We start from the raw sequence: 13,721 nt of genomic DNA, 5'->3' as shown, positions 1-13,721 counted from the left end.
TAATAAAAAAGCTCCGAGAACGAACTTCTCGGAGCTTTTCAATTATGTAAAGTTCGGTGTGTTTACTTAACTAGGATTTGACCTCTCACTTCGCCTACTGCATTCGCAGCAGTATGAATGTCGAAGTACAATGCGCCTCTCAATAAATCTTCTTCTTTTATAACCATACCATCAATGAGGAGGGTACCTGTTAGTGATCCTGCTACTGCTGTAGAGAATCCTGAAACAGTTTGAATGGTACTTCCTGAGGCACCTTTCAATGCAGGTCCGTGAACGTGCATAGCGGCTGGTGCACCGCTGAGTGAGTTCCAACTTACAGTGTAGGTTAAAACGCGGGTAGTACGGTTATAGACCAAATTCATGGAGCCATTACCAGCAACGGATTTTGAAGGAACTACTTGGTCACCTCCCATGGGAACAGCAGTTCCTTGGTACAAAGTGATACCCAAATCATTATTACATCCGGCAAGAAACAATGTAGCTGCAGCGATTGCAGTAGATAACAATCTCATAAGTTAGTTTTTAGCGATTCAAATATAGTGTGGATTTGGTAAAAACAGAAAAAAGAAAAGTTTATAAAATTCTTGTTGTAACTAATTGTAAATCATTGACATGTAAGGCATTTAAAAGAACGAGACTGTCTTACTTTATTAAATTCTTGATTTCTTGCAGTTTTAAAAGGGCTTCTACCGGCGTAAGTCGGTTGATATCGATGCCATCCAGTTTTTCTCTGATCTGTTGGAAGGTATCGGTATGAGCATCAAAAATGGAGAGTTGCATTTTTTGAGTGGTGATCTGTTGCACGGCCGCATCCGGAGCATCTTGACGAGCCGATTCTAGTTGCGCCAAAATTTCATTGGCTCGATTGATCAAGCTTGGTGGCATTCCAGCCATTTTCGCAACATGAATACCAAAGCTATGTGTACTGCCTCCGGGCGCTAGCTTGCGCAAGAAGATGACCTTATTGCCAATTTCCTTGTTTGTAATGTGGTAGTTCTTGATTCGTGGGAAACGGTGTTCCAATTCGTTCAATTCATGATAATGCGTTGCGAAAAGTGTTTTCGGTTGTGCTGTGCTGTTGTTTAAGAACTCAACAATACTCCAGGCAATGGAAATTCCGTCGTAGGTAGAAGTGCCCCTGCCAATTTCATCGAGCAAAATCAAGCTACGCTCCGTAATATTATTGATAATAGAAGCAGTTTCGTTCATTTCTACCATGAAGGTACTTTCACCACCACTGAGGTTGTCAGAAGCTCCTACGCGCGTAAAAATTTTGTCGGTAAGTGGAATGTATGCTTCGTCGGCAGGAACAAAGCTCCCCATATGCGCCATTAAAGTGATCAAAGCTGTTTGACGCAGTAGTGCGCTCTTACCACTCATATTTGGTCCGGTAAGAATGATGATCTGTTGTGATTCCCTATCTAAATAAATATCGTTCGAAACATAGGTTTCTCCGGCCGGTAAATGTTGTTCAATAACCGGATGGCGCGCCGCTTTGATGTTTAGAATGCCGTCGTCTTTTAGTACGGGTTGTTTGTATTTATGAATCAGCGCTATTTGGGCAAAGCAAGTAAGGCAATCTAAAATGGCAATTACATGGGCATTTACCTGAATAGGAGCGATGTATTCTTGAAGTTCTTGAACCAGTTCGTCAAACAGTCGAGTTTCAATTTGAAGGATCTTCTCTTCTGCACCGGTAATTTGTTCTTCGTATGTTTTTAATTCAGGTGTAATGTAGCGTTCCGCATTGGTGAGGGTCTGCTTTCGGATCCAATCGGCCGGTACTTTTGATTTATGCGAATTGGTGACTTCCAAGTAGTAGCCAAATACATTATTGTAGCTCACTTTGAGAGAACTGATGCCGGTTCTCTCAGCCTCGCGGGCTTGAATTTGAAGCAAGTATTCTTTGCCACCATGGGCAATTTTCCTTAATTGATCAAGGTCTTCGTTCACCCCTTCTTTTATTACCCCACCTTTTTGAACTGTTGTTGGAGCCGGATCAATTAGCTGTGCTACTATTTTGTCGCGAATGATGCCGCAAGCATTTAAAGAATCGGCCAAACGTTTTAAATACGAATTCGAGGCTTGTAAATTCTTAGTTCTAATTTGCTCGATCAATTGCAATCCTCTTGCGATCTGTAAGAGATCTCGAGGGGTCACTTTTTTTAAAGGTATTTTAGCAGCCAATCGTTCCAGATCACCGGTCGCTTTCATTTGTTGAATCAACTCAGTGCGGTCACCGGTTTCTTTAATGAAATGAGCTACTAAATTGAGGCGCTCTTCAATTTTATGCTGGTCTTTTAAGGGGAGTAATATCCATCTTTTCAACAAGCGTGCTCCCATGGGAGAAACCGTTTGGTCCATGCTTCTTAAAAGTGAGTATCCTTCTCCGTTACCAAGTGGTACTAATTCTAGATTGCGAATGGTAAACCGATCCATCCAGAGATAGTCGTCCTGATCCAACCTTTGTAAAGTGGTTAAATGCTGGAGGTTTGGATGTTCAGTATCTTTCAAGTAATGAAGAATGGCTCCCGAAGCGATGATTCCTCTCGAGAGGTTGTCGATTCCGAATCCCTTTAGGGAATGCGTTTGGAATTGTTTCAACAACGATTCGCGTGCAAAAGCTTCGTCGAAAATCCAAGAATCGAGTGTGTAGGTATAGAATTTATTCCCGAAATTTTCTTTGAAGTACTTTTGAAAGCTGCGTTGGTAAATTACTTCCGCAGGCTTCAGTGTTTGCAACAGTTTATCGATGTATTCAATGTTCCCTTCGGCAACAAAAAACTCACCTGTAGAGATGTCTAAAAATGAAATCCCATGTTTTCCTTCCTCGAAGTGAATGCCTGCTAAAAAATTATTGCTATTGTGTTCGAGGAGTTTGTCGTTAGAAGCCAAACCCGGAGTCACCATTTCGGTAACCCCTCTTTTTACGATCCCTTTGGCTTGTTTCGGATCTTCTAATTGATCACAAATGGCCACACGGAAGCCCGCTTTAACCAATTTGTGTAAATAGGTGTCGAGCGCATGATGCGGAAATCCGGCGAGTTCAGAACTGGCTGCAGCACCATTGTTTCTTTTGGTAAGGGTAATTCCTAGTACTTGAGAAGCATGAATGGCATCTTCTCCAAAAGTTTCATAGAAATCACCCACACGGAACAAAAGTATGGCATCGGGGTAGCGTTGTTTGATAGCCCGGTGTTGCTGCATTAAAGGTGTATCGTTGCCTGATTTCGCCATGGGTCGCAAAAATACGGGATGGTGGCATGACTTGATATACAAAAAGTTGTATGTGAAAAAAAAGGAACCAACGAATTAGTTGTAAGACCCGTATTCTTTAGGTAAATTGCCAACCTATCATTGCACTATGCCATCAAAACTCCTTATAGCCCTATTTTGCTGGGTTTCCTTATCTGTAAGCGCTCAGACCGTTAATTTAACCTCGTCTAATCTTCCGATTGTAGTTATTAACACCAATAATCAGTCAATTCCAAGTGAGCCTAAAATAACTGCCTCCATGGGTATCATTTACAATGGAGCCGGAGTTCGGAATAATATTTCAGATCCTTATAATCATTATAATGGAGCAATCGGAATTGAAGTGAGAGGCCAGTCTTCCCAATCCTTTCCGATGAAAAGTTATTCAATTGAGTTGCGCGATGCTTTGGGCAATTCTCAGGACCTGTCGATGTTAGATATGCCGAAAGAGTCTGATTGGGTATTGTATGCTCCGTTTACCGACAAAACCTTGATGCGAAATGTATTGGCCTACCATTTGTCGAGAAGTTTAGGTCATTGGGCAGCTAGAACCCGATTTGTAGAACTGATCGTTAACAACGACTATAAAGGAGTATATGTATTTGAAGAAAAAATAAAAAGGGTAAATGCCAGAGTAGGTGTTACAAAAATGAGTGCTTCCGATGTAAGCGGTGATGCAGTAACGGGCGGCTATATTTTCAGTCTCGACAAGCAACCCAACGGTTGGTTCTCAAAATATGCTACTCCAAATTCAAGTAATGGAGCCAAACGTCAATTCTCCTACATCTATCCCAAGCCGGGAGATATTGCCACGCAACAAATGGCGTATATAGAATCGGCGGTTGATAAATTCGAGAGTTCATTAGCTGCAGACAATTTCCAAGATCCGTACAATGGCGTTCGAAAATATGCAGACATTCCTTCGTTTATTGATTACTTGATTGTAAATGAAGTATCTCGAAATGTAGATGGATATCGGTTGAGTACCTATCTCCATAAAGATCGTGATAGCAAAAACCCTCGCATTATTGCCGGGCCAGTTTGGGATTATGATTTGGCTTTCCGAAATGCCGATTATTGCAGCGGTAGTAATGTGGAAGGATGGGCCTATATGTTCAATTATGTTTGTCCGGGTGATGGAGCCGGATTGATTCCTTTCTGGTGGCAGCGATTTATGCAACAAGACACGGCTTTTCAGGCGGCGCTTTATTGCAGATGGAAAGAAGTGAGAAAAACCCTTTTATCAAATGATCGCTTGTTTGCTGTGATTGACTCTGCTGTTAATGTGGTGAATGAAGCAAAAACGCGCCACTTTCAACGCTGGCCTATTTTGGGGACCTATGTTTGGCCCAACCCTCAGCCCATTGCCGGTTCCTATCCTCAAGAAATTGAGTATCTGAAATCGTGGTTGAATTCGAGATTGTACTGGTTGGATAATAATATGCCGAATACCGGAACTTGCTACGATTATCCGAAAGATATTCCTCAGAATATTTTGGTAACCATTGCTCCCAATCCGATGCCCAATACAGGCATCATGCAAGTAGCTTCTCGGTCGGCGCAAACCCTCGATTTTTCTGTAACAGATATGATGGGGCGTCAGATCATGCGCCAGCGGGTGTTATTGAATCCGGGATTGAACAATATTCGACTCGATGCTTTTAAATGGGCTAGAGGCGTTTATTTCATCCAAATGGTGACCAATAATGGCGATAAGGTTGCACGCAGAATAGTGCATTAATTGTGCGTTTATTGTAGTCGCATTTCAGCATCTCTAAATAGTTACTACCTTTGCCCCATGAGAAAATGGAGCATGGAAGAATTGGGTCGAAAATCGGTTGCGGATTTTAAAGCAGCCCCCAAACACCCCATTGTGGTAGTTCTGGATAATGTTCGAAGCATGCACAATGTGGGCAGTGTATTCAGAACCGCAGATGGTTTCTTAATTGAAGCCATTTATTTATGCGGTTATACTCCTCAACCTCCTCATCGCGATATTCATAAAACAGCCTTAGGAGCCACCGAAACGGTGAATTGGTCGTATGCACCTACTACACTGGAAGCCGTTCAAGAATTGAGAGCTGCCGGATACAAGGTTTGGGCAGTGGAGCAAGCTCAGAACAGCGTTTCACTTGAAAAATTCACCCTACAATGGACACCGGAACCTATTGCCATCGTAATGGGAAACGAAGTAACCGGTGTTGATGCCGAAGTAATGAAAATTGTAGACGGCTGCATCGAAATTCCACAGTTCGGGTCCAAGCATTCTTTCAATATTAGTATTGCCACCGGCATTGTTTTATGGGAACTGGTGAAGACCACCATCGTCGCTAAACTTCAACAACATTTGTAATATTCACAGCATGAGTGTAGTAAAGAATTATTTGAGTTTGATTAAGTTTTCGCATACCATTTTTGCGATGCCTTTTGCGTTAATTGGATTTAGTTTGGGGATCTATAAGTTGGCAACGATCAACCTCGATCTTTCACAAGACATAGGAATTGAAGATCTGCTTAACCGCAATCCATGGGTCTTATTGCTTTTGGTTGTACTGTGCATGGTATTTGCCAGAAGTGCTGCAATGGCTTTCAATCGCTACCTAGATCGTCAGTTTGATGCGAAGAATCCTAGAACGGCCATTCGAGAAATTCCGGCGGGGATATTGAAAGCGGATAGCGTGCTTTTGTTTACTATCTTTTGCGGTGTTGCGTTTGTTGCCACTACTTGGTTTATTAATCCACTTTGCTTTTATTTATCACCGGTAGCATTAGTAGTAGTCTTAGGTTACAGTTATACTAAGCGCTTTACGGCGCTCTGTCACCTTGTATTAGGCGTAGGGTTAAGTTTAGCGCCTATTGGTGCTTATTTAGCCGTAACCGGTGTGTTCGATTGGTTGCCCTTGCTGTTTTCATTTACGGTTATCTGTTGGGTGAGTGGCTTCGATATTATTTACGCATTGCAAGACGAAGAATTTGATAAGAACAATCAATTGCATTCAATACCGGCTGCTCTGGGTAAAGTGAGGGCGTTGATCGTGTCAAGATCACTGCACATGCTAAGTGCAGGTTTTGTAATTGGAGCGGGCCTATTGGGTGATTTCACCTTCATTTATTGGATAGGAGTGGCTGTGTTTGTTGGGATGTTGGTGTATCAACATAGCATTGTAAAGCCCACAGATTTGAGAAGAGTGAACATTGCATTCATGACAGCCAATGGAATTGCCAGCGTGGTATTTGCAGTATTTGTAATTGCCGATATCTTTTTTGGATAAATAGACACTATGCCCCGAATTGTAGCCATCGATTTTGGAAAAAAGCGTACCGGATTAGCGGTAACCGATCCATTGCAAATTATTGCAACCGGATTAACAACCGTGGCTACTCCCGAAGTATTGAAATTTTTGAAAGAATATACTTCCAAAGAAGAAGTATCGCTTTTTTTGGTGGGTGATCCCAAAAATTGGGATGAAACGGATACGGATGCAACGCCCTTAGTAGCGAATTTTTTACCAAAACTTAGGCGTCATTTTCCAAATATCCCTGTTCAAACTGCCGATGAACGCTATACCTCTAAAATGGCGCAGCAAGCGATGATAGACATGGGGTTGAAAAAAAAGCAGCGCCGTGAGAAGGGCTTAGTGGATGAAATTGCTGCTACCATACTGCTTCAAGAATACCTTCAAAGCCGGGGCTAGATTCGCCCGAAAATTCGTAATTTTGTGATCTATTTCAATTGATTCATACATGATTCTACCAATTGTAGCATATGGCGCTCCGGTATTGAGAGCAATGGCGAAAGATATATCTGCTGACTATGCAGATTTACCAAAGTTGATCGAGGACATGTGGGAGACCATGTATGCCAGTAACGGAGTAGGATTGGCCGCGCCTCAAATCAATCGAGCTATTCGCTTGTTTGTGGTAGACAGCACTCAGATTTTCGAGGGTATGGACGCATCAGAGTTAGCAGAACATCCGGATGCGCCCGGAATAAAAAGAGTGTTTATCAATGCCCATATCGAGAAACTCGATGGCGAATTGTGGAGTTACAACGAAGGCTGTTTGAGTATACCAAAAATTAGGGAAGATGTATGGAGAGAAGAGACAGTTCTGTTGCGATATTGTGATGAGAACTTTGTAGAGAAAACAGAACTATTTGAAGGAATCACAGCTAGAGTTATTCTACATGAATACGATCATATTGATGGCAAACTATTCATTGATCATTTGAAGCCCTTAAAGCGAAAACTTTTGAAAGGCAAACTCGATGATATTTCAAAAGGAAAGATTCGGGTGGATTACAAAATGATGTTCTCAAAATAATTGAATGCCGGTTTTATAACCGGCGTTTTTTTTAATAACACACATGCGACCTCTCCGAAGTTGTATGAATTTCTTTATCCAATTGTAAAGAAGTTAAGGTGCACTAGAATAAAATCTGAGTTATAAGTTTTAAGTTATTTAGTTTTTAAGTTATTGCATTGAGAAGATTTTCCCGCCTACCATAACGCCATTAGTATATATCGAATTTTAAGCCGAAACGCTGTGTATTGCCCCAAACTCAAAAACTAAATAACTAAATCACTAAAAAACTGTATCAAAAACGCCTCTTCTCTAACAACACATTTTGAGTTTCCTCTCTCGCTGCGGCTGCTTCGCAGCTTCGCTCGTTCGGAATGCTTTTTTCTTATTTATGAATTTTTTGTTCTAATAAAAAAGCCTGTCGTAATAGATTACAACAGGCTTTTCAAAAAATATAAAATTAAAAAACCCAAGGTTTATATTTAAAAGTATACAAATTTTCTTTTGAATATTACAACCTAACGCCTAACGCCTAATACCTAACGCCTAAGGCCCAAAGCCTAAAGCCTAATACCTAAGGCCTAAAGCCCAAAGCCTATTTCTTTTTCTTCTTAGGCTTTATGGTATAAATGAGATCAAACCCAACAATATTGAAAGTTCTGTTGTATGATTTCGCATAATCGGGGCGGTAGATGTAGAACACATCCAGCTTCGTTTTGGGGGCTATTTTAAATCGAAGGCCCAACTGGTTTCTTAAATTATCAACAAAATGACGACCACCGCTTTTCATGATGGGTTCTATGGAAGCAAAAGCCGCTACTTTTTTTGATAGTTCATATTTCGCCCCCAATCTCACCCTCCAGTAGAACTCGTCTTGAGTGGCTTTGTTCGCTTCGTCGAAATCTTGCAATTGATTTTGCAACAATACACGCACGCCCCAATCCCATTTCTTTTTTTCTTTTTCATATTCCGCTCCAAAAGTGTATCTGTGATAAGTACCCTTTTGAACCAAGGCTAGTCGGTATTCACCAACTAAATGAACAAATTTGGACACTTTTTTTTGCACACCGATGCTGATATAGGAACCATTATAAGTTTTGAGATTATTGTAAGTTCTTGCCTGATATTCGATATACGGAGTCCATTTTTTGGGTAGGTCAAATTTTAGCGTACCACCCATCCAGCCTTGCCAGTCTTTAGGGTCCGTTTTGGAAGTTTGAGCTATGAGTTGGCTCTGCAGTATAAAGAGTGCTGCTATGGTAAAAAGTTTTTTCATGTTGGTGCTTAGTTTTCGTAGTAGAAAATGGTGATTCTACAGCTGTCTTTTAAAAAGTCGATTTCAGTAATTTCAAATCGGTGAATGTTCAATCCGGTTCTGTTTTTCAGGTCATCGATCAATTCTTTTTCTTTTGCGCTATGAATATTTTGAATGGAATCGTATAAGATTGTTTTGGCACTTTCTCTTTTTCCAAACCAATTACTCTCCATCAGATACGTAATGACCAACATGATGAAACAGATCAGCACCAGATCAAAAGAAGCTGCTTTCGATACGGCTGTGATGAGCCCTAGAGCAATCGAAAGAAAGAGGTAAGTCATGTCTTTCGCTGAAATGCCTTCCGTTCTGTATCGCAACATTGAGAACACCGCAAAGAGACCAAATGCTGCTCCCGTACTCATTTGCACTTGGTTTAGAATATGCGAAATGAAAAAGATGATGATATTGAACAGCACAAAAGTGAGATAAAGATCGGAGCGCTGATAGGTTTTGTAATAGATACCTCTGATAAGGATGATTAAAGATATTAGATCGACCAATAATCGCAAGGCCAACCCATTTTCAAATTCGAAAAAGCTAGAAATATCAAGAAGCAGCATAAAGGTTTTTCAGTTTTAAAATTTTAGAATATAAGGGCTTGAATAGGTTGTGTTTTATTTGCGGATTTAAGGCAATTGTGCCTAGACAATATTTACTTAGCCCACCTTCTCTTTGTCCTAATTTTTTTAAATAAGGGAGCGAAACGGCCTCCATTTTTCCGGGAGCTTTCACTTCTACAATCATCAGTTCAGGAAAATGTATTTTTTGAACAGGATCGGAAGCCTCTAAGTTGAAGTCTAGCGTAACTTTTTCAGTTCCTGTTTTATGGATCAAGCTAATTCTTTGGTACGAAACATTGATTCTCGCCTGAAAAGTATGGGTATTAAAAATGCCATTTGATTCAAAGAAATTTGTATGCACTCCAAGATCCATTGGCAATTCTTCCACCTGTAATCTTGATTTGCTTGTTTTGCCTTTTGCGTTTTTCCATTTTACCTCCAACATCGAAGTAGCCGTTTCAACATAGTTGCGGTATCTTATTTTGAAGCGATGGGCTTTTTGACGTTGATGTTCATGGTAGGTGAACAAATTCGGCGTATCGAAATAGGTGGTTTGATAGGTAAAAAATCTATGGTTGTTGATTGCCAATATCTCGTATTCGTTCTTCAACAGATCGAGCAATTCTTCCATGATAAAGGTTGGGCAGGTGAATTTATAATCCATTCTCGACTGCAGTAATGCAGACTGATTGATCTTCTCCAGGTTGCATGCGGCGAACTCGGAATGTAAATATGGCAAGATATGGTTCAAGGCTATTAGTAACTTTCTTATGCGCTAGGCAGGGAAATTACTCAATTTATTGCGCAAAATCAAGCAATTGCATAGTAGGAATGATAATAATTTGATTTTAAGATTTTGAACGAGGGTAAAATGATAAAACCTTATATTTGAATGCTATTAATTTTCTATATGACCACTGAGGAATTTCAACAGCTACAAGACGAAGTTTATGCAAAACTCAATGAAGGGTTGAATCCTCATTTGTACTACCACAAGGTGGAGCATACAATGGATGTGATGGAGCAAAGCTTGAGAATAGCCATTGCTGAAGGTATTACGGATGCGCACGATTTACTTTTGTTAAAAGTGGCCTGTTTGTTTCATGATACCGGATTCTTGGTAGCTTACAAAGGTCACGAACAAGCATCCTGTGAAATTCTAAGAAAGCGGATGCTCAACAATCCTTTCAGTGAAGAAGATATTCAGAAGATGGAAGGAATGATCATGAGCACACGTATCCCTCAATCGCCCAAAACCTTATTGGAAAAAGTGATATGTGATGCCGATTTGGACTATTTGGGCCGTGAAGATTTTCCAATTATCAGTAAACGATTGTGCGATGAATTGATGGCTCTGGGAAGAATAAAAACTCCTGAAGAGTTTGATCAAATACAGATCTCCTTTTTTGAAGCTCACGAATATTGGACGTTGACTTCTCTTAGCGAACGCGCGCCAGTGAAATGGATCTATTTACAGCAATTGAAGCAAGTATAATTCTAGCATGAGTAAGCGAAGTTTTTGGCTGCGGCTTTTTAATGTTTATCCGAGCGAGTGGTGGGTTGTTAAGCGACTGTACCTGTTGCTTTTTTTACAAGGGGCCGGCGCAGCTTTCTTTTTTACCTCCGGTTTTGCGCAATTTCTTGAAAAGCACCCCGTAACCGATTTGGCATATGTGTTTATGTTATCGGCGGTGATGTTATGGGTGGTTGGATATTTTTATGCTAAGTTCGAGCACAAGCTTTCTTTTCGGCAGTTCAATATTACTGTGTTATTGTTTATGACAATCAGTATGTTGCTGTTAAGAATCGGAAATTTCTACTACGATAATTATTGGTATTACTATATTCTGCTAGGTTGGTTCAATGTTTTGTACATGCTCAATAATTTGAGCTTCTGGGGTATTGCGGCTACGCTTTTTGATCTTCGACAAAGTAAGCGTTTGTTTGCTGTAATAAGTGCAGGAGATATACCCGCAAAGTTCGTGGGGTATACATTGGCCTCGATCTTTGTGAGTTATACCGGAACACAGAACCTCTTGTTCCTTGGATCACTATTTATGTTCGGTGCTTTTATACTGTTTGAAAGAGTGGAGCGAAGTGGTCGATTGCATGCTGCACATCATCATCAAAACCACCATGAGCATCATCACAATAATCACCATGCAGCTCCGAAACCTTTATCGCGCCTCGTTTCTGATTTTACGACCAATAGTTATATCCGTGGCATTGCCATCGTTTCTGTTATGGCTGGTGCGAGCATTTTACTGATCAACTATGGTTTTTATGCAGAAGTAAAAAAAGCTTTTCACGACGATGTGGCGCTGGCCAAATTTATTGCACTGTTTTTTGCAGCCCTACGCGTATTCGCTTTATTTACAAAGATGGTTTTTGCTAGTAGACTCACTTCAAAATTGGGAATTCTGTCAACACTATTGATTACTCCCATTGCCATGCTAATTCTTGTTGCAGCTACCATTTTTGCCGGATGGTTTAGTACCAGCGAAACCATCATGTTTTACTTATTTGGTGTGATTGCCATTTTGGTTGAAGTTCTGAGAACTTCGTTCAGTGCACCGGTTTTGCTTACATTGATGCAGCCATTGGGAACTTTTGAGAGATTGCGCGCTCATAACATTGTAAAAGGAATCATGGATCCTTTTGCTTCATTGTTTTGTGGTCTTTTTTTGTTAACCCTCTTGTTTTTACATCAAAAAATTGGGTTACTCCCCATTTCTTACATGCTGATTGTTTTGGGTGTTGTATGGGTTATTGCCTTGTTCTCCGTTAACAAGCAATACGTTTTACTACTCTTGCATACCATCAGTACGCGTTTCTTCAGCAACGAATCGTTTGAATTGAGAAATGAGCAACTCATGAAAGAGATCTTGCTGAAAATGAATCATGCATCTGATTTAGAAATTCTCAGCATGCTTAGAATGATTATTTCGAATAGCCAACAGATATCTGAATCCATCGTTTTAAAGTTATTGCACCATCCAAGTGAAAAAGTACAGTTAGAAAGTATTCGATTGATTCGTCAGTTCCGTCTCCTAAGCATGTTGGTTTTAGTAAAAGAACGATTGAATGAAGAGTTGAGTCCGGAAATTAAGAAAGAAGCTGTATTTACGCTTGCAGCATTGACCGATCGTTACGACGCAGTACAAACCTATATTGACGCTACTGATCCCGAAATCAAGAAGGCAGCTATTACCGGTTCTTTAATAAGCTTTTCGATAGCGGTACACGGTAGGGCTGAAGCCTGGGTTGATCAAACGCTTAAAGATCATCCTGAAAAGGCGCTGGAATTGCTGGATCTATTGAATACAGTTAAGGACGAATACGGTTACCCTAGTTATGGTCAGTTCCTGAACAGCGAAGATCCTGCGGTTGTGAATGCGGCTTTGCGTTCCATTGGAAAAGCAGTTCATGCTGATGTTCTTTCGGAGGCAGCAAACTTATTTGAATACAATACCAAATTGGTGTCTCAAGCTTTTTTACAAGCGGGCTCAAAGTCATTGATTGAAATAGCTGCTTTATTAAAAAGAGAAGATTTGTCGGTTGATAAAAAGGACCAATTGATCAGTATTTGCGGGAAACTAAATGACCCTGCAGCAGTGGGGGCGGTTTTAATGCCGTTTATGGAAGAACATCCTTATTACACTTTGCCAATTGTGAAGTCTCTTCACCGGGTGAAATATAGATGTACTCATGCCGAGCGTCCGGTTTTGGAAGCCGTGGCCAAACGTTATCAGTCATATGTGGTAGAACTGTATGCAATGTGGAGTGAAATCATCCCGGAACATGATATTGATGGTATGATGCAAAGAGCAATGTCGGCAGAAGTAGACAGTATTCGTGATATGCTGTTACAATTGTTTGAAATGATGTACGAACCTTCTAAAATTCGGGAAGCGAAATATGCGATTTTCTCCAATCAGAAAGAGCGTATTGCCAATGGTTTGGAGCTGATTGAGATAACAGTTAGAAAGGATATAGGAATTTTATTTTCACAACTTTTTGAGCCTCAAGATATTCGTCAAAAGGTTCAGTTCTTAAAGATCCACTTGTCGAAGAATCCGAAACAGGGTCTGAATCATTTAGTGAACAGCGTATTACAAGAAGTACCGATGGATTATATGGACTGGACTAAAGCTTGCTCTCTGTTCATTGGTGCAAAAAGGAGCTATGAAATTGAAAAATCCTACCTTTATAAGTACAGTCAGGTTGAAAATCCTGTGTTGAAAGAAACGGCCGTTTTTGCAATGAAGAACAGTAATAATTGAGTC

General features: G+C 40.5%; 12 protein-coding genes. 7 read left to right on the top strand and 5 right to left on the bottom strand.

Annotation, left to right across the window (positions count from 1 at the left end):
- Positions 1-62: 62 nt before the first annotated feature.
- Both ACQ2HE_RS16565 and mutS read right to left on the bottom strand, forming a co-directional pair.
- On the bottom strand, positions 63-512 hold the full coding sequence (locus tag ACQ2HE_RS16565; RefSeq protein ID WP_430896602.1) for a CHRD domain-containing protein: 450 nt from the start codon (positions 510-512) through the stop codon (positions 63-65).
- A 130-nt stretch (positions 513-642) separates the two neighbouring features.
- Positions 643-3,237: a DNA mismatch repair protein MutS gene (gene mutS, locus ACQ2HE_RS16560; protein WP_430896604.1), complete on the bottom strand. Its 2,595-nt coding sequence runs from the start codon at positions 3,235-3,237 to the stop codon at positions 643-645.
- Positions 3,238-3,514: 277 nt separating this feature from the next.
- On the opposite strand from mutS, the gene ACQ2HE_RS16555 reads away from it, so the two are divergent.
- From ACQ2HE_RS16555 to def, 5 genes are read left to right on the top strand one after another with little or no spacing between them, the layout of a single operon-like run.
- A complete protein-coding gene (locus ACQ2HE_RS16555; protein ID WP_430896606.1) occupies positions 3,515-4,996 on the top strand; it encodes a CotH kinase family protein in 1,482 nt (493 codons plus the stop codon).
- Positions 4,997-5,053: 57 nt separating this feature from the next.
- Positions 5,054-5,608, top strand: coding sequence for an RNA methyltransferase (locus ACQ2HE_RS16550; protein WP_430896608.1), 555 nt, complete (start codon positions 5,054-5,056; stop codon positions 5,606-5,608).
- Positions 5,609-5,618: 10 nt separating this feature from the next.
- Positions 5,619-6,527, top strand: a complete 909-nt coding sequence (locus ACQ2HE_RS16545) for a UbiA-like polyprenyltransferase (RefSeq protein ID WP_430896610.1) — start codon at positions 5,619-5,621, stop codon at positions 6,525-6,527.
- A gap of 9 nt (positions 6,528-6,536) precedes the next feature.
- Positions 6,537-6,950, top strand: a complete 414-nt coding sequence (gene ruvX, locus ACQ2HE_RS16540; RefSeq protein ID WP_430896612.1) for a Holliday junction resolvase RuvX — start codon at positions 6,537-6,539, stop codon at positions 6,948-6,950.
- A 49-nt stretch (positions 6,951-6,999) separates the two neighbouring features.
- A complete protein-coding gene (gene def, locus ACQ2HE_RS16535) occupies positions 7,000-7,578 on the top strand; it encodes a peptide deformylase (RefSeq protein WP_430896614.1) in 579 nt (192 codons plus the stop codon).
- Between the two features lie 574 nt (positions 7,579-8,152).
- Here the strand turns inward: def and ACQ2HE_RS16530 are convergent.
- Genes ACQ2HE_RS16530 through ACQ2HE_RS16520 form a run of 3 tightly spaced genes read right to left on the bottom strand, consistent with a single transcriptional unit; the run spans position 8,153 to position 10,186 of the window.
- Positions 8,153-8,833 (bottom strand): DUF2490 domain-containing protein, encoded by a 681-nt coding sequence (locus tag ACQ2HE_RS16530; protein ID WP_430896616.1) that lies wholly within the window; start codon positions 8,831-8,833, stop codon positions 8,153-8,155.
- 8 nt (positions 8,834-8,841) lie between these two features.
- Complete coding sequence (locus ACQ2HE_RS16525) at positions 8,842-9,435, bottom strand: DUF4956 domain-containing protein (protein ID WP_430896618.1); 594 nt, start codon at positions 9,433-9,435, stop codon at positions 8,842-8,844.
- Entirely contained in the window at positions 9,422-10,186 is a 765-nt protein-coding gene (locus ACQ2HE_RS16520) for a polyphosphate polymerase domain-containing protein (RefSeq protein WP_430896620.1), read from the bottom strand. Before ACQ2HE_RS16520 ends, ACQ2HE_RS16525 begins: the two co-directional genes overlap by 14 nt.
- Before the next feature lie 159 nt (positions 10,187-10,345).
- On the opposite strand from ACQ2HE_RS16520, the gene ACQ2HE_RS16515 reads away from it, so the two are divergent.
- Both ACQ2HE_RS16515 and ACQ2HE_RS16510 read left to right on the top strand, forming a co-directional pair.
- A complete protein-coding gene (locus ACQ2HE_RS16515; protein WP_430896622.1) occupies positions 10,346-10,930 on the top strand; it encodes an HD domain-containing protein in 585 nt (194 codons plus the stop codon).
- Between the two features lie 7 nt (positions 10,931-10,937).
- Positions 10,938-13,718 carry a hypothetical protein gene (locus tag ACQ2HE_RS16510; protein ID WP_430896624.1) on the top strand — a complete coding sequence of 927 codons (2,781 nt, stop codon included), beginning with the start codon at positions 10,938-10,940 and terminating at the stop codon, positions 13,716-13,718.
- The last annotated feature ends 3 nt before the right edge of the window (positions 13,719-13,721 follow it).

Origin of the sequence: Endoryza foliicola (assembly GCF_050589245.1) — a bacterium.
GTDB lineage: Bacteria > Bacteroidota > Bacteroidia > Chitinophagales > Chitinophagaceae > Endoryza > Endoryza foliicola.
This window is presented reverse-complemented; position numbering and strand designations above follow the sequence as displayed.

Excerpts from the sequence above, each read along its gene's own strand:
- ACQ2HE_RS16565 (WP_430896602.1), bottom strand. The coding sequence starts at position 512 with ATGAGATTGTTATCTACTGCAATCGCTGCAGCTACATTGTTTCTTGCC.
- mutS (WP_430896604.1), bottom strand. The coding sequence starts at position 3,237 with ATGGCGAAATCAGGCAACGATACACCTTTAATGCAGCAACACCGGGCT.
- ACQ2HE_RS16555 (WP_430896606.1), top strand. The coding sequence starts at position 3,515 with ATGGGTATCATTTACAATGGAGCCGGAGTTCGGAATAATATTTCAGAT.
- ACQ2HE_RS16550 (WP_430896608.1), top strand. The coding sequence starts at position 5,054 with ATGAGAAAATGGAGCATGGAAGAATTGGGTCGAAAATCGGTTGCGGAT.
- ACQ2HE_RS16545 (WP_430896610.1), top strand. The coding sequence starts at position 5,619 with ATGAGTGTAGTAAAGAATTATTTGAGTTTGATTAAGTTTTCGCATACC.
- ruvX (WP_430896612.1), top strand. The coding sequence starts at position 6,537 with ATGCCCCGAATTGTAGCCATCGATTTTGGAAAAAAGCGTACCGGATTA.
- def (WP_430896614.1), top strand. The coding sequence starts at position 7,000 with ATGATTCTACCAATTGTAGCATATGGCGCTCCGGTATTGAGAGCAATG.
- ACQ2HE_RS16530 (WP_430896616.1), bottom strand. The coding sequence starts at position 8,833 with ATGAAAAAACTTTTTACCATAGCAGCACTCTTTATACTGCAGAGCCAA.
- ACQ2HE_RS16525 (WP_430896618.1), bottom strand. The coding sequence starts at position 9,435 with ATGCTGCTTCTTGATATTTCTAGCTTTTTCGAATTTGAAAATGGGTTG.
- ACQ2HE_RS16515 (WP_430896622.1), top strand. The coding sequence starts at position 10,346 with ATGACCACTGAGGAATTTCAACAGCTACAAGACGAAGTTTATGCAAAA.
- ACQ2HE_RS16510 (WP_430896624.1), top strand. The coding sequence starts at position 10,938 with ATGAGTAAGCGAAGTTTTTGGCTGCGGCTTTTTAATGTTTATCCGAGC.